Source organism: Pelotomaculum propionicicum (genome assembly GCF_004369225.1).
Classification (GTDB): Bacteria; Bacillota; Desulfotomaculia; order Desulfotomaculales; family Pelotomaculaceae; genus Pelotomaculum_B; species Pelotomaculum_B propionicicum.
In genome coordinates this window covers 20,140-35,982 of the sequence record NZ_QFFZ01000027.1, presented here as the reverse complement: position 1 = coordinate 35,982, position 15,843 = coordinate 20,140, and the positions used below count along the sequence as shown (strand labels likewise).

The 15,843-nt window shown below is 52.9% G+C and carries 13 protein-coding genes and 1 riboswitch; all 13 genes read right to left on the bottom strand.

Translation table 11 applies throughout. The features are described 5' to 3' along the window. Nucleotide 1: 1 nt before the first annotated feature. The 13 genes from Pmgp_RS12060 to Pmgp_RS12000 all read right to left on the bottom strand — a co-directional run bounded on the left by Pmgp_RS12060 (nt 2) and on the right by Pmgp_RS12000 (nt 15,792). Nucleotides 2-1,126: an ABC transporter substrate-binding protein gene (locus tag Pmgp_RS12060; protein ID WP_134214235.1), complete on the bottom strand. Its 1,125-nt coding sequence runs from the start codon at nt 1,124-1,126 to the stop codon at nt 2-4. A 228-nt stretch (nt 1,127-1,354) separates the two neighbouring features. After that, a riboswitch (cobalamin riboswitch) is annotated at nt 1,355-1,545 on the bottom strand. A 101-nt stretch (nt 1,546-1,646) separates the two neighbouring features. Next, nucleotides 1,647-2,939, bottom strand: coding sequence for a nitrogenase component 1 (locus tag Pmgp_RS12055; protein WP_134214234.1), 1,293 nt, complete (start codon nt 2,937-2,939; stop codon nt 1,647-1,649). After that, nucleotides 2,929-4,227 (bottom strand): nitrogenase component 1, encoded by a 1,299-nt coding sequence (locus Pmgp_RS12050; protein ID WP_134214233.1) that lies wholly within the window; start codon nt 4,225-4,227, stop codon nt 2,929-2,931. The genes Pmgp_RS12055 and Pmgp_RS12050 overlap by 11 nt, the downstream gene beginning before the upstream one ends. Continuing rightward, nucleotides 4,217-5,026 carry a nucleotide-binding protein gene (locus Pmgp_RS12045; protein ID WP_134214232.1) on the bottom strand — a complete coding sequence of 270 codons (810 nt, stop codon included), beginning with the start codon at nt 5,024-5,026 and terminating at the stop codon, nt 4,217-4,219. Before Pmgp_RS12045 ends, Pmgp_RS12050 begins: the two co-directional genes overlap by 11 nt. Before the next feature lie 35 nt (nt 5,027-5,061). Further along, nucleotides 5,062-5,601, bottom strand: a complete 540-nt coding sequence (locus Pmgp_RS12040; RefSeq protein WP_134214231.1) for a cob(I)yrinic acid a,c-diamide adenosyltransferase — start codon at nt 5,599-5,601, stop codon at nt 5,062-5,064. Nucleotides 5,602-5,651: 50 nt separating this feature from the next. After that, nucleotides 5,652-6,950 carry a hypothetical protein gene (locus tag Pmgp_RS12035; RefSeq protein ID WP_134214230.1) on the bottom strand — a complete coding sequence of 433 codons (1,299 nt, stop codon included), beginning with the start codon at nt 6,948-6,950 and terminating at the stop codon, nt 5,652-5,654. Between the two features lie 15 nt (nt 6,951-6,965). Beyond that, complete coding sequence (locus Pmgp_RS12030; RefSeq protein WP_153189214.1) at nt 6,966-7,592, bottom strand: ECF transporter S component; 627 nt, start codon at nt 7,590-7,592, stop codon at nt 6,966-6,968. Further along, nucleotides 7,592-9,304, bottom strand: a complete 1,713-nt coding sequence (locus Pmgp_RS12025) for an ABC transporter ATP-binding protein (RefSeq protein ID WP_134214228.1) — start codon at nt 9,302-9,304, stop codon at nt 7,592-7,594. The genes Pmgp_RS12030 and Pmgp_RS12025 overlap by 1 nt, the downstream gene beginning before the upstream one ends. Continuing rightward, nucleotides 9,277-10,206: an energy-coupling factor transporter transmembrane component T gene (locus tag Pmgp_RS12020; protein ID WP_134214227.1), complete on the bottom strand. Its 930-nt coding sequence runs from the start codon at nt 10,204-10,206 to the stop codon at nt 9,277-9,279. Before Pmgp_RS12020 ends, Pmgp_RS12025 begins: the two co-directional genes overlap by 28 nt. Nucleotides 10,207-10,230: 24 nt before the next feature. Continuing rightward, nucleotides 10,231-10,962, bottom strand: coding sequence for a DUF4430 domain-containing protein (locus Pmgp_RS12015; protein ID WP_134214226.1), 732 nt, complete (start codon nt 10,960-10,962; stop codon nt 10,231-10,233). Nucleotides 10,963-11,141: 179 nt separating this feature from the next. Continuing rightward, nucleotides 11,142-13,943 carry an S-layer homology domain-containing protein gene (locus tag Pmgp_RS12010; RefSeq protein ID WP_134214225.1) on the bottom strand — a complete coding sequence of 934 codons (2,802 nt, stop codon included), beginning with the start codon at nt 13,941-13,943 and terminating at the stop codon, nt 11,142-11,144. A 275-nt stretch (nt 13,944-14,218) separates the two neighbouring features. Continuing rightward, nucleotides 14,219-14,956: an ABC transporter permease gene (locus Pmgp_RS12005; protein ID WP_134214224.1), complete on the bottom strand. Its 738-nt coding sequence runs from the start codon at nt 14,954-14,956 to the stop codon at nt 14,219-14,221. Continuing rightward, nucleotides 14,953-15,792 carry an ABC transporter ATP-binding protein gene (locus tag Pmgp_RS12000; RefSeq protein WP_134214223.1) on the bottom strand — a complete coding sequence of 280 codons (840 nt, stop codon included), beginning with the start codon at nt 15,790-15,792 and terminating at the stop codon, nt 14,953-14,955. The genes Pmgp_RS12005 and Pmgp_RS12000 overlap by 4 nt, the downstream gene beginning before the upstream one ends. Nucleotides 15,793-15,843: the final 51 nt, after the last annotated feature.

Here is a 15,843-nt window from a genome sequence, read left to right as displayed (position 1 = left end):
ATTAAGCCGGCGGTAACTTAGTGAACTGTTTTAATTGATAACCCGTAAAAAGATCCGGATGGAAGATAGCAGCCAGGTCTTCGATCACTTCGTCGGTTTTATCCAGTGATTGCCAATACCATGGTTGAAAACCCCATACTTTGCCTTTCATAACTGCCGGCAGATCCGCCAAAACATCCGACTGGCCGGTGATATTGGCAATCGTATTGTGACCGAGATTGATCATTGTGTCATCCATATAAATATCTGCCTCTTTACTCTTGGTGTAATACTCTTCGACAGTAATTGCGCTGCTGCCCGTTCCTTTAATATCTTTAAAGAGATAGTCCCCCCCGGCCATGGCAATCATTTTGGCCACATAAGAATCTATTCCAGCCACATAGGCCTTACCCTGATAAATCAAACCCCACGTAACCTTCGGCCTGGCTTCTTCCTTGGCCACTATCGATGTAATACTTTCGATATTTTTTTCGGAATTATCAAAATAATCAGATGCCTGTTGCTCCTTATTGTAAAAAGAGGCAAAAAACTTGATCCACTCCAGTCTCCCCAAGGGATCATTTTCCAGCCAGCAATTATCTACGGACACCGGAATCTTTAGTTCTTCCAATTTCTGTAGTGTCTGGGCATCAGTAGTACCCCCTGTGCTAATAAAGACAAGGTCCGGCTTTAAGGCTACGATCTTATCATAATCCAAAGGCCCCATCCCGCTGCCGACCAACTGGATTATACCGTTACCCATCCCTGCTTTGATCTGATCCATATACCAACCCTCTATTTCTGTTTTTACTCCAATAATGCTTCCCAATTCGTCCAAGGGCCTCAAGAGGGATGCCTGGGTTGTTGAAGTTAATACTACGCGTTTAATCGGAGTATTTATAACGGGCAGGTTTTCATAGCCGGCCGGCGCTTTTTCCCCCTGGGGGACCAAAAGCAAGGCCCTCTTTTCACCGTCGGTAATTTTCTTGCAGTCACCGGCTAAATTCTCGATCTTAAACCCTGTAGCATATTTAAGCGAAACAGCGCCTGTTTCTGATACTGTTTTCCCCTTATTGCAGCCTGCCAGCAGAACCAGAGATAAAAATAAGGTAAAGATTAAAAAGATCTTTTTCAGTGACTCGAACACGAACCTAAAACCTCCTTTTGCAAGTCGTTCCTGCTTAAAAAAACTCACAATCTACCTATAAAAATTTTTCCACTCTCCACATCAATCTGTTTACCGCAAAATGCATCTGTTGCCTTGCCACCCCGGCATTCCAAAGAAAATATAAAAAAATCAAAAACCCCGTCTACCAAGACGGGATAGCATTTTAGCGGAAAAACTAAAACCCCCTTCCTATCCGCGTAGGCAGTTCTGGTTAAAGGAAATAGCGCAGGTCTCCTGGCTTGGGTTCATTTCTACCTTGCGCCTTCCCAGGTTTCCCCAGTGGCATTTTGCAAAGCAAATCCCCATCACAGTGGCGGGACCGCGCCGGATTCGCACCGGTCTTCCCCTGGTTGTCTCCCGATAAAAATTAACGGGAAACAAAATACTATTTCCATATTTTATTAAAATTTGTTCAACAACTTTAAGCTAAGAAACCTATCCTTCTTAACTTCATAAAAACCATTAATAATCCCCTGGAATCACTTCATGTCCTTCACCTCTACCGCTGACAAAAGTCAATATATTGATTCCAAAGCCGTTCGGTCATGTGGCACGCGCCGCGCAATCCCATGAACGGCCGGTCACTGAGGATCACTTCATCACATACCGGCAGGGCGATATTCTGACAAACTGCAACCGGCGCCGCCTGCTGCCGCAATATGGCTTTCTCGTTGCAGCTGGCCAGCAACAACCCCCCCGCCAATCCTGTCAATTGACGCTCTACCGCCTGACTGTCGCTCTGCCCGTCCAGTATCATATCAATGTAATCCAGCGGCTGATGAGGCAGCCTGCCGTCATGTAAAACTACTGTCAACGGCCCGGTGTCCGCCCACTCCGAGCGCACAGCCCGCGCCATTCCCAACGCCACGGAAGAAGGCGCGGCAACCAGAGTACGGGGAAAACACAATTCTCCCCAAATCTGCTGCATTTCCAAGACAGCCGTCCGCATTTGCCGCTCCAGATCACCCGCTTCCCGTTGTACAGCCTGCAAACTCCGGTCATCCATCCGCACCATTTGTCCCAGTGCTTTCAGCCAATCCAAGGAACCTTCAATGCCGTAAGGCGGCGGCAGCGACAGATAAGGCATGCCGTATTCCTGCTGCAGGTATTGCGCAATTTCCAGGCCCAATTCCTCATGGACGACAATGTTTAGTTCCGCCCGCGTCATTGTTGTGATTTCTTCAATGCCGCTCCCCGCCCCCGGACAGGCCAGGATTTGATACCCGGCCAGCGCCAGTATCCGTTTTAACTCCCGTATATCGTTTGCAGCGTTGTAATAGCCGATGGTACATCCCAACAGGTTCACCGTACGCGGCTGTACTTCACTGCGCCGCTGCGGCGGCATCACGTCCAAATAAGCCCTGGCAGCCGCCCGGTATCCCTCCCAAAAACCTCCCGTCAAGCCCCCGCTGTCGATGCATACTACCGGACAGGGCATATCGGCCCGGCCGGCAATCCCGGCTATATCATCGCCAATCAAACCAATAGCGCAGCTATTTTCTATCAGCAGCACCGGTGGCCGGGAGTTTCGCCGGATGGATTGCAGAATACCCGATAAGCACTCTTCAGTGCCATAAACAACTGCGTTATTGTCCGGCTGGGAGCAATAAAAACGCGCGCCAACCTTGGGGCACGGCTTTTCCAGATATCTCAAGGCGTAAAAATAGCACCAGAGCGGCCCATTCGCCACAATAACGGCATCCGGAATACCTGCAAAAAAAGCTGCCGCGCCGGTTAACGCGCAAGTATCGACCTGTGCGCACACATTGCCCCACTGACTTTCACCACCCATATATGATTCCTCCCCGCCGAGCAGGCCGCTCCGCAAGCCGCGCTAATTTTTGCATCACCAGGACCAGACCGCCTACTCCCACCGGTGACAGCACCGGTAAAAACAACTGCCGCTTTGTATCTTCGGCTAATTCGTGGGTGGTGACGACGAGATCCGCTGTTTCCAGGACAGCGGCGCCCTCTCTTTGATCGAAAACCGGCGCTTCCGTGTTATTCTGCAACTCCCGCCGCATGGCGTCCCGCTGCTGTCCGGTTAGTCCGCGAAGCAAAATGATACCATCCAGCGACACGCCTGTATAAGCAAGCAGTTCAAACACCCAGTCCGGCTGAAAATGCAATAGTGGACGGCCGATACACAGGACAACCCGCGCCGCCCGTATCTTTGCGCGAGACTTCACAACCTGCTGCCGCAAGCGTTGTTCCTGTTCTTTTTCCGCCAGTAAAACCTGGCTTTTCCGCCCTAACAACTTGCCCATGTTTTTAAGCCATGTCTTGGTGCCCTGCCAACCCACCGGACAATCATGATCCAGGAAAGGAACGCCAAACATCTCTTCTAAATCGGATGCAAGCCTGCGCATCCAGGAAAATGCCTCTGCCCTTCCCCCCAACGGCACACAAAGCGCCGAAGCCGGCACCCGTTGAATCTCCTCCAGCGAAGCATATCCTGGAAAATGGCAGTGCGCCTTTAAGCCGAAGTATTGCAAAAGACCCTTCATTTCCTGAACATCCGGCCCGCCCGGACCGCCACGGTCGCCCAGCAAGGTTACCGTGTTTTCCATTGCCGGCCGGGGAAACATAAACCGGTCCGCCAACGCTCTGCCGGTATGATAAAAACCCGCGTAGTATTCACCGTCCAAAAAACCGGAACACGGCACGGACATAACCGGTATCTTCCATTCTTGCCCGGCTTCATAAGCTACCGCCTGAACGTCGTCACCGATCACGCCGGCCACGCAGGAATTGGCGATAACAATGTACGCCGGCTTATATCTCGTAACCACATATCCGATGCATTGCCGCAATTGTTCGGCGCCGCCGAAAATGGAGTGCTCTTCCTTAAGACCGCTTACAACTAACGGCGCCATGTATTGCCTGGGAACGAATTCCCGGCGCGCCACCGAGCGGTAATAGCCCCCTAAATTCATTTCACGGGTTACATGTCCGCATGCTTTCGGACTATGGTAAATAACCACGGCGCCCTCATTGTGCGCCACGGCGCGCCAAACACCGGGCATGCTGCAGCTGCAGCCGCCTTTAATTGTCACCACAGGCCGTTTACTAATCACCATAGGTAAGCGACAACTCCTCCAGTTCCGCCAAGGACATAGGCGTAGGCACAGTCAACGCGGTATTTTCAACAATATAATCCGCCAGTCGCCGGTACACATCAGCTTGCCGTGAATGCGGCGCCAGCTCAATTACTGTTTTACGGCGTATTTCCGCCTGCTGCACCGACCGGTCATGCGGAATGAAAGCAACCAAACGGGTATTCAGTTTTTCCGCAAATTCACACAACAGTTCCCGCTCATTAGCGATGTTTCGGCTGTTGCCGATAATTCCACCGAGACGCGCCCTGCCCCGCCCGGAAAAACGCGCCACCCCTTTGGCGATGTTATTGGCGGCATACAACGACATCAATTCCCCGGAAGAAACAATATAGATGTCGGTTGCATAGCCTTCCCGGATAGGCACGGCAAAACCGCCGCAAACCACATCTCCCAGTACGTCATACAACACAAAGTGTTCGTCCGTAATGGCCTGCAACAACTTTAATTTTTCCAGGGCTACAATGATCCCGCGGCCGGCGCACCCCACTCCCGGTTCCGGTCCGCCGGCTTCCACGCATTTCACCCCGGCAAAACCGGTATGAACTACTTGTTCAGTTGTTACCTCATCCCCGTTTTGCCTGACCATATCCAGCACCGTCTGCGCACATGCCTTGCCTAACAGCAGCCGTGTGGAATCATTTTTCGGATCACAGCCAATCTGACAAACCAAATGTCCTTTTTCCGCCAACGCGGCGGATACATTGGCAGCTGTCGTTGATTTTCCGATGCCGCCTTTCCCGTAAAAAGCAACTTTTTTCATATCCCGTATAGTCCACCATCAAATCTTTTAACCGTTTAACGTTCGATTCCGTCCCTGGCAGGCACACCTTTTTCATAATAATGCTTTATTTCCACCATCTCTGTTACCAGATCCGCCGCGTTTATGACTTCCTTCGGAGCGTACCTGCCGGTGAATATTACTTCCACCCCGTCCGGCTTGGACCTGATCACCTCCAGCATTTCTTCAGTGGTGATGAGGTTGAAGAAATGGGCTGTGTTGATTTCATCAAAAACAACGATATCGTATTCACCGGAAAGCATCGCTTTTTTGGCCCTGGCCAGGCCTTCCCGCGCCATCTGCACGTCCTCCGCCTCCGGCGGGTTTTTCACGTGAATAAATGTGTCTTTGCCGTATTGCTCGATGGTGATGTAGGGTTGGCACATCTCCGCTGATTTCAGCTCGGAGTATTTCTGCCCTTTCATGAACTGGCCCACGTAAGTCTTCATACCCCGCCCCATGGCCCGGAAAGCAAGGCCCAGGGAAGCCGTGGTCTTGCCCTTGCAGTTGCCGGTATAGACCTGGACCCACCCCTTTTTTACATGCTCCTTGTTCATTTAACTGCCTCCTTTTACAGGTTTTTGCCTCTTTTATATTGAAATTTCTTTTAATAAGCCCGGCCTTTTTGGGACAAATACCTCCGGGTACAAAGCAGAACTCCGGCAAACATAACAGCGGCAGCGCCGGCCGGCCACAGCAGTGCGCCATTAGATTTGCTTTCTGCTTTCAATTTTAACAGCAATACTTCGCTGCCGGCACTCTTTTCAATTCCTTTTTTCCCCGCCACGACATAGGCGCCGTCCCGGTTTTGGGCAACAGCGTAACCGCTGTTGGAGCCGGCGCCCTCTATTGTTTTCTCCCAAACAGGGTCACCGTTTTTATTTGTTTTAACCACATAAAGTCCGTAACCGCCCCCGGCGGACTCTTTTTTACCCGTAAGGATATAACCGCCACCTGTCACCTGACCGGCGTCATAAAACGAACTGCCGCGCGTGTCCCCATATGTGTTTTGCCAAAGCTCATTTCCTTCAGGGCCGACTTTTATCAGATAAGCCGCGAATACTCCGCCCAGGTTGACGGTGATTTCCTTCTCCCCGGCGATTAAATATCCGCCGTCGCCGGCTTTCACCAAAGACCAGCCGTAGTCCGAACCTTCGCCGCCGTATGTTTTCTGCCAGGCTATATTCCCGTCGCTGTCCGTCTTCAGGAGATACACATCAAGATTGCCCGCGCCGAAGGACTCCGTGTTCCCCGCGATGAGGTATCCCCCGTCGTTAAGCTGCAGCACGGCGTAGCCGCAGTCGGAAGCTGTCCCGCCGTATGTTTTTTCCCAGATCGTGTTGCCGGCGGCATCTAATTTGACCAGGTAAACGTCGTATATCCCCGCGCCGAAAGACTCCGTCCCCCCGGCAAGTATGAAGCCGCCGTCTCCCGTCTGCCGGACTGACCAGGCATAATCACAGCGCGCCCCGCCGAACACTTTTTCCCATAAAGGCACGCCCTTGCCGTCCGTCCGCACCACGTACACGTCATGGTCGTACGCGTCCCTGGACTTCGTTTCACCCACAACGATGAAACCGCCGCCGCTGACCTCCCTGACGCAGTGGCCGTCACTGTAACCGTTGCCCCGGTAAGTACGGAGCCACAATCTGCTGCCGGCACGGTCATACCTGGCGAGGAAGACGTCGGAGCCTGCCCCGCCTGAATCAACCCAGCCGGTCATAACCAGGCCCCCGTCCCCTGTCTGCTCGACAAAATGGCCCTCTCCCCGTGCAAAGGTGTAAGACCACTCCACCGGAGGGGCGTCAGTCCCGGCGGCCCCCGCCTGCTCAGCGGCAGACACACCCGCCATGGGGCAGAGGAACAATGAGGCCAGCAAGAACAGCAGCATTTTTATTATCTTCAAGTAATTCTTGCCCCCTTATATATTTTCCAGGTACCGGACGTCCATTTTTTTATGAAAGTACCGCAGTATTTTAATACTCTGGCTGCCCAGCGCGGCGCAAAAGAGCAGGTTGCCCGCGGCGCGCAGGGAATCAAAACTGAAACCGGCCACCCAGAGAAGAAAATATGACTTGAAGCACAGCGGGCCGGTAAAAACGCTCCACTGCCAGACGTCCATGACGGCGCCGTAAAGGTAGCCCCAGATAAAACAAAGCACTGTGATAGTTTTATATCCCGCATGGGGAAACAAACGCCTGACCGCCGCCCCGGACATGCCCACCAGACCCCAGCAGATCATCTGCCAGGGCGTCCATGGCCCCTGGCCCATAAAAAAATTGGAAATCAACGGCGTCATCGCGCCTACAAAAAAGCCGGCCCGCGCGCCGAACACGAACCCGGTTATCTCCACCAAAAACATGGTGGGCTGCAGAAAGAGCAGGGCCACGCCGGTCACCGCTCTGCCCGCGGCGCAAAACGCGGCCAGCATGGCGATGAGCGACACCTGCCGCGCGTTCAGGCCGGCTTTTTTCTCCATCCCCAGCATGAGCAAAGCGACAGAGAAAATGCCGGCCATAGTTATGTAAAGGCCCCAGTTGGTTCCCATCACATCTTCACCCCCGGTTTTTCATCCGCGACCGCGCCGCCTGTGACAAGGGGATAGATCCTGTCCCGCGCCTCGCTGAAAGTGAGCACACCGTCACAGATGCCCCGGCACATTTTAGCCAACTGGGGAGAATAAAAGACTGATTTGCCCAGCACCTCGTGCTTCCCGCCGTCGCTGACCACCCTGCCGGAGAACATCATCACCGCCCGGGCGGCGTATTCGGCGGCAAACTCCACATCGTGGGTCACTACGATCACCGTACGGCCTTTTTCCGCCTCCTGCTGCAAAAACCTGCCCATTTCCGCCTTCAGGCGGAAATCAACTCCCCTGGTCGGCTCGTCCAGGATGATCAGACCGGGAGCCGTGACCAGCACCGACGCCAGGGCGACCCTCTGCCTCTCGCCGCTGCTCAGGTCCCGCGGGTTTACCCGGCGGTACCGCGTCAGGTGGAATCTTTCCAGCATTTCATCAACAGCGGATTTATCTTTAAGTCCGAAATTTTTTAAGGTAAAGAGCAGCTCGTCCTCCACCGTGTCCTGGAAGAGGTAGTCGTTGGGGTTCTGGGAGAGGTAGGCGGTGTGCCTTCTGATCTCTTTGAACCCGTTCCTGCCGACGTCTCTCCCCAGGACCTCGACTGTGCCCCGGTCCGGCCTGAGCATGCCGGTTAACTGCCTGAGCATCGTTGACTTGCCCGCGCCGTTTTCACCCAGGATGGCAACAAATTCACCCTCTTTGATATCAATACTTACGTCTTTCAGAACCTCCTGCCCGCCCGGATAAGTGAACCACAGGTTTTTGAGTCTGACCGCGCTTTTTCGTTCAGGCGCGTGCGCGCTGAGGCCGCCTCCATGGCGCAGGACATCTTGTCTCTCCTCACCGGGATTTATATTTCTGATAAAGGAACGCAGCATTTTCCTGCCCTCCTTGACCGTCAGCGGCACGGACGGCACTTCCAGGCCGGCAAAAAACCTGGCCACCGGCGGCACAAAGGGCATGCCTCTCTTTATAGCGCTGCGGGCTACCTTCCGGGCGCTCCCGTCACAGGCAATTCTTCCTTTTTCCATCAATAAAACCCGGTCCGCCAGGTGGTAACACCGCTCCAGCCGCTGCTCGATCATGATCACCGTGAAGCCCATTTCCTCGTTCAGCCGCTTAACCAGGTTCAGAATGTCTTCCGCCGAAACAGGGTCCAACTGGGAAGTTGGCTCGTCCAGGACCAGCACGTGCGGCTGCATGGCCAGGACGGAAGCCAGCGCCAGCTTCTGCTTCTGGCCGCCGGAAAGATTGGCCGTGCAGGCCCCCCTGATCTGCTCCAGGTTCATGAAGCAGACCACCTCGGCCACCCGGCGCTGCATCTCTTTGTTTTCCAGCCCCAGGTTCTCCAGGCCGAAGGCGATTTCCGCCTCGACATGGGTCTGCACAATCTGCTTTTCCGGGTCCTGGAAGACCATGCCCACTTCCCTGGCCAGCTTCCTGCGGTCCATTGCCCTGATGTCCCGCCCCTGAAAATAAACCTTCCCGCCAATCCGTCCCCCGTAAGAATCCGGGATCAAGCCCGCCAGCGCTCTGGCCAGCGAGGACTTGCCAGATCCGGAGCAGCCCGACACCAGGATGAATTCCCCCTCCCCGATCTCCAGGCTGATATCACTCAGCGCGGCTTTTTCAGCTTCGGGATAAAAATAGGTCAGATTTTCGACTTTATAAAGCGGCAATACTTCCACCCCTCGCTCAATATAAGCGGTACAGACAGGTAAAAAAGCACAACAACCAGGGCGGCCGGCGTCGAGCTGTCACTGATCAGGACGTCCGCCACCGGGTAAAAGGAGTAGCGCCCGCACCCGTTCAGCAGCCCCCAGGTCGCGGCAGACAGAGCCAGCAGGCTGCCTCCGATGCTGAGGTAATCCCTGGGCCGCAGCAGGTTCCGGCTGTAAACCGAGCGCCTGCCGCTGCCGTAAGCCCTGGCTTGCATGGATTCGGCTATCTCCATGGAATCCTCCAGGGAGGAAAGCAGCATGACATTGTAAAGTCCGGAGTATTTTTTCACTCTCTCCCACAGGCCGCCCTCGTCGAAATCAACGCCGCGAAACTGCAGCACTTCCTTTATCCGCTTCAGGTCCCTGACCATGGTGGGAAACATCCGCGTGGCCAGGGCCACCAACAGCACCGATTTGCCGGCCGCCCCGGAAAAGAGGTTCAGCATATTGTCCGGGTTGACCATCAGGTTGTAAAGGCAAAATATGCTCATGATCACCAGCAGCCTGAGGCCGGACACGGCTCCAAAATACACGGCCTCCATTGATATGTCCAGCCTGCCCAGAAAAGGCAAAACCGGGCCGTGCCAGATGATCGTTGCGCCGGCCCTGATCACCAGCGGGTTGACGATCATAACGACGAGCATCAAAAAAACTCCCGCCTTAAAAAACCCCTCCCAGGCCTCCATGCCGTCCACTCCCTTGATTAAAAGGACCAGCAGGAGCAGCAGGGACAATAGGTAGATGGGGTTGTCGTAAAGCAGGCTCAGCAAAAGGAGCACAAAAAGGTACGCCAGGACAGCGGCAGGGTGAAAACTCTGCAAGAAAAGCCCTTTGTCCTGGTAAAACAGCTTGTCGAACATAATCCGCCGCCCCTTTACTGTATATTAAATCAGATCATCCCATTGCGGCTGGGGCTGTTCCATGCTGTCGCTGTACCACCAGATCACCTTGTCCCCGGCCTTCACCGGGTGCTTGTCGGCCATATGCATGGGGACGTCGCCGTTCACCGAATACATCCAGCCCGACACGCCGCTGTTGGCCTGCCCGCTGACGGAGGAAACAAAATCAGGCCAGGTCGGCATAGTGGTGTAGGAGAGGCCGGTTGCGTCAAGGGCGCCCAGGGCGGTAATCCCCCATTTATTGTCCTTTTTCACAACAACCTGTCCGGCCTGAAAAAGCTGCCCGCCGTTTTTCCCTACTACGGCAATCCATACCGTGCAGCCGCTCTCAGGCGATACTGCAGGCGACGTAACTGTCGCGGCATCACCCGAAGGGGCAGACGCCGTAACTGCTACGGTATCACCCGAAGGGGCAGACGCAGTACTTTCCCGGGAAGCGACGCTTGACGCGGCGGCCTGTTGCTGTGGCGCCGGATCGCCTTGCTTTGCTTCAGTATCAGGCAGGCCTTTATCCGATTCGGGAGAAATTTGCCCCGCTCCGGCGGCGGGCTGATTCTGGTTTGCCGCGCCGCCCTGTTCTTTGGCATTAATGCCGGTGTTTTCCGCCTGCTTATACTGCTGGTTGGAGCTAAATACTTTGTGCATATAAAGCGCCGGCCCGACCGACACGGCCAGAATGATCAGCAAAGCAATAAAATAAATGAGTTTTCGCTTCATCAAACCACCTCATAAAAATAATGATTCAAAATAAACCGATAGGCAACACAAAGCATTTCTCATACTCTGATCCAACTGCCATGAACTTTTGTATACAAGCTGTTTTTGATAACACCAGGCGGGAGCGGGATGATACCCGCTCCCACGTAAAAACAGGATCTTAATAGCTCAAAATATGTTTATTTTCCTAACTGAGGTAATTTTTGCAGCACCCGGTAAAGCACTACCGCGGCTTCCGCCCGGGTAGTATTGCCCTTCGGCACGAACTGGCCGCTTTCTCGGCCGGCCATTAACCGCTCCCTGGTCATCAGGGCCACGGATGTGCGCGCCCAGGGGAAGACATCGGCGGCATCGCTAAAGCCGGCCAGTAATTGAACCGCATCAGCGTCACTGATGGTCAAGTCCAGGCCGTTCTTTACCATATACCGGGCTATCATGGCCGCCATCTGCTCGCGGGTGATCGGATCGTCCGGCGCAAAGCTGTTTTCAGACGTCCCGTAGACCAGGCCGGCACTGACTACAGCGCCTACCGCGCCCCGGTACCAGGCGCCAGCAGGCACGTCGCTAAAGAGGTCCGTCCCGCCAGGGTTGGCCGTCAGGCCGGCCATACGAGCCAGGATGGCCGCGAATTCGGCCCGGGTGACTGTGGCCTCGACTGCGAATTTATTGTCGCCTATACCGGCCATGTATCCTTTCGCAGCCATGAACTCAATTTCCTTTTGCGCCCAGTGCCCGGTGATATCCTTGAAAGTAATCTTCTCCTCGAAATTATTCTTCTCCTCTGGCGGGGAAACAGTCTCCAGCAAGGCATATTTGCTGAAATGTTCGGTTTTAAAGCTGATAATGCCGCTAGTTGTGTCGTATGTGCCGACCACTTTTTCCCACACCTTGCTGTTTTCATTGTACCGGTAAGCCATGACCTCGCCGGCTGCTGCCGCTTCCCGTAACGACTCAGGCACCGGCAACAGCACCTTGCAGTCAGGAAATTGTTCAATACTTATCTGCTTACCTTTTTTATTTACCACCAGCACGTTTAACTCGTAAACATCGCCTGCCAGTTTAAATTTGTCGGCAAAGGGCTCAACCAGATTTTGAGCATCGCCGCTGCTTACTTTCTGGACTGTCAGCTGCAGTTGGGCTGTACTTGCAGCCATTATCTCCGGAACTTTGAGGCTGTCTGGAGATAGAATAAACTGCACTCCCTGAACGGTAACAGCCAGTGGCTTGCCTGTATTCAATATTTTAGTCAGTTGTTCGTTTGACAGAGCCAGTAAGTTTTGTGCTTTATCAGCCATTAAGGCAACCAGGCCGGTGGATCTGGCTTTTTGAATGGCAGTATTTAAGGCAGTATCGCTCACCGGGTCAGGAAGTTGGACAACGATGATATTCCCGGACACCAGGTCGTTCCAATTGGGAGGCTCCTGGTCCATGCTTGTAGAATAATACCAGATGATCTTGTCGCGATCATTAATACTACAATTTTCAGGACTTGTACTGGCGATTTGCCCGTTAACGGCATACATCCACCCGGCCATCCCGCTGTTAGCCTGTCCACCGATTGAATCCACCAAAATACCCCAAGCCCAGGTGGAGGTATGGTAATCAATACCAGAGGCATCCAGTGCACCCAAAACAGTAAAACCCCATCTATTTGTTTCGGCCACCCTTACATGATTAGAAGGGCCATATAAAAGTTCGCCGTTCATACCCACCACGGCCAGACCCACAGTCTTTGCCGTTCCGCCTACGCCAGAATTTACGGTCACACTGGCTGAAGCCGTGAGCCCGCCATAAACAGCATAGACTTCCGTCTGACCTGCTCTTAGAGCGGTGACCAGGCCGCTACTGTCAACTGAAACAATGCTGCTGTCGGCCGCGGACCACTGCGCATCCAGCGATACGTCAGCAGTCCCGTCCGCATTCTGCCAGAACGCCGATAACTGCACTGTACCGCCTACATTTAAGGTCGTACTGGATGGGTCAAGGTAAAGGCGCCATACAGTATGCTCATCCAGTGAATTATAGGCGCAGAGTGCCCAGGTAGCGCACATAGCGTTTCCTGACGTGCCAAAGCTCCCGTCGTCATTAAGAGCATTGTTCATCAAATAGTCAACAGCACTCTTCCCGCCGCTGCTCTTCCAGGCGGCAGGATCCATACCGCAGGTCTTTAAAGTTACAATCACTTCCGAGGTGTCGATGGTAGGATCGTCCATACCGGCCAAAAAGCTGCCGTCGGCTTGTTGTTGGTCTTTCATCCAGTTTAGACCGTTATTGATCGCATCTTGTATTAAAACATCACTTTTATTGGGATCCAGATAATTAAGAGCCCGCACTGCAGCGGCAGTAGCCATGAAATCAGCGTAATAATTGTTCTCCCATGTGCACCCCCAGCTTCCATAAGCAGGGTCACCAATTGTTTGGTTTTGTGTCCCTAAAATGTAGTCCTTTGCGTAGACTGTATTTATAACACTGATCGAGTCCGCCCTGCCTAAAAGATCATAGGCCGCTAAATTGCTGAAAATGCTGTAGTCTCCCGTATCAAATCCTGTACTGCTCTGTCTGTGTTGCAATATCTGTTCTATCTGGACGGCTAGATCACTTTGACCCAGTGCCTTCATAGCTGCCAGGTCCTGGCCGAGAAGCTTAGCGGAAACTATGGACGGGTCTGAAGCGTTTGATATATCATCATTTGCCGCGTTTATCACCGCATCTTTAAGACAAACCCCGGTATACATCCATGTACTTACATCAACACCTGCTTGGGTTAAAACATAAAGGGCGTAGGAACCCACCCCGGCATCGGAATTATTTATCCCTTTATCGGCATAATCGTTATAGAGAAACTGCACGGCGCTATCTGCCGGTGAACTTGCCGCCTCTGCCGTATTGATATTAACTAGTGATATAAATGATGTTACAATCATTATACCAACAAGCAGCAAGCCCATTTTTTTAATAGTTCTTTTACTATTGCTATACAACTCTCATTCCTCCCCAATTTTAATCTTTTATAAAACTGATCTGCCAGTTCGCATAATCATGATGCCGCATCTGTCCTGAGCACTGGTTTTCCGTCTGAAAGGTCCAGGGGATGTCCGCTGGCAATCCCCTTCAACGCAACTATACCATGGCCTTACCGTCAATCAGTTGTGGCGCGATACCGGATTCAACTAACCTTCCATTTACATTCAACTTAATAAGGTTATCAGCAAAAACCAACGCTACAAAACTTGACCAAAAAGCTTTTTTCAAAGAGCTACCTGACCTTTAGCGCCGCCGCCACACCTGCCGCAAAGAAAATTATGGAGTAAACAACCAGCACCATCAGAGAGAGCGGCATCATACCCTGACCGGAGGCAAGTGCCCGCAGTAAACAACTGGCGTGGGTCAGGGGCAAAACATCAACAATATAGCCGATAACTACCGGCAAGCGATCCGTTGAAAAGAATGTGCCGCACAAAAAAGACATGGGTAAAATTACAAATGTAGAGAAATTGGCCATATCTTCGTGGGAATTGACTACCATGGCGGCCACCGCCCCCAGCGCGGAGAAAAGAAAACAGGTAAGCAGCACCACCAGGAAGAACCAGCCGTTCACGGCCAGGTGCGCTCCGAACAAGAAGGCCAGCGCCAGGATAATCAGGGAAGCGATCAGCCCGCGCACGGTTCCGGCAAGCACCTTGCCCAGCATAAAGGCGCCGGGGCTGATCGGGGCAATCAGGTATTCATCCAGGGTCTTGTGGTAGAGCCGGCTCATGTTAAGGTTAATTCCTACAGCGTTAAAACTGGTATTCATGGCACTCAGGGCAATAATCCCAGGCACGATGAATTCCAGGTAATTGCCTCCGTTCATCTGGATGCTCCGCCCCAGTCCCCAGCCGAAGGCCACCAGGTAAAGCAGGGGGCTGACCAAGCGGGAAGCGAAGAACTTGCTGAAGGTGCGTCTTAAAACTATCATTTCCCGCCAGAATACAGTGTAGAAATCAATCTTCAATCACCTACCTTACGCCCGGTCAATTCGACAAAAACGTCTTCCAAATTAGCTTCCCGGATTACCACGTTCTCCGTCAGACTCCCGGCATATTGCGCGGCCTGCTCCCTACCGGCGAAAAACCGGTATTTTGTGTTGCCGTGATTTAGCACCTCAACGACTATCTCCCCAACCTTTTTTTTAAACTTTGCAGGTGTATCCAGGGCAATCAACCGGCCGTGATCCATTATCCCGACCCGGTGGCAGAGTACTTCCGCCTCTTCAATATAATGGGTAGTCAGCAGGACGGTCATACCTTCACTGTTCATTCTCCTGATTAAATTCCAAATTTTGCGCCGTGCCTGGGGGTCAAGCCCGGCCGTCGGCTCGTCCAGGAATAATACGCCTGGATGGTGCATTAAAGCCCTGGCAATCATCAGCCGTCGTTTCATCCCACCTGAATATTTTCCCGCCAGGTCATTGGACCGCTCAGTCAGTTCCACGTAAGCAAGGAGTTCTTGAATTCTCTGCTGCCGCTGAGCACGGGGCATTTTATGTAACCGCCCGTGCAATTCCAAGTTTTCCCGGGCAGTAAGTTCCAGGTCCAGGTTCATGTGTTGAGGAACCACGCCGATCTCCTTTTTAACCTTTCTCAAATCACGGTTTACCTCATAGCCGTTGATTGACGCACTACCCCCGGAGGGCCTGGTGAGCATGGTCAGCACTCTGACAATCGTTGTTTTACCAGCACCGTTTGGCCCCAGCAAGCCGAAAATCTCTCCCCGTCTAATTTTTAAATCAAGGTCAACTACGGCTTGAATGTTGCCGTACTGTTTGGACAATTGCCTTAGTTCGATCATCTTTACGACGCCTCCCAAACCTGCTGAAAATCTACAATATCAATAATGATG

Bases quoted from the DNA above. Each gene is read 5' to 3' on its own strand.
- Pmgp_RS12055 (WP_134214234.1), bottom strand. From the start codon at position 2,939: ATGGGTGGTGAAAGTCAGTGGGGCAATGTGTGCGCACAGGTCGATACT.
- Pmgp_RS12050 (WP_134214233.1), bottom strand. From the start codon at position 4,227: ATGGTGATTAGTAAACGGCCTGTGGTGACAATTAAAGGCGGCTGCAGC.
- Pmgp_RS12045 (WP_134214232.1), bottom strand. From the start codon at position 5,026: ATGAAAAAAGTTGCTTTTTACGGGAAAGGCGGCATCGGAAAATCAACG.
- Pmgp_RS12040 (WP_134214231.1), bottom strand. From the start codon at position 5,601: ATGAACAAGGAGCATGTAAAAAAGGGGTGGGTCCAGGTCTATACCGGC.
- Pmgp_RS12030 (WP_153189214.1), bottom strand. From the start codon at position 7,592: ATGGGAACCAACTGGGGCCTTTACATAACTATGGCCGGCATTTTCTCT.
- Pmgp_RS12020 (WP_134214227.1), bottom strand. From the start codon at position 10,206: ATGTTCGACAAGCTGTTTTACCAGGACAAAGGGCTTTTCTTGCAGAGT.
- Pmgp_RS12015 (WP_134214226.1), bottom strand. From the start codon at position 10,962: ATGAAGCGAAAACTCATTTATTTTATTGCTTTGCTGATCATTCTGGCC.
- Pmgp_RS12000 (WP_134214223.1), bottom strand. From the start codon at position 15,792: ATGATCGAACTAAGGCAATTGTCCAAACAGTACGGCAACATTCAAGCC.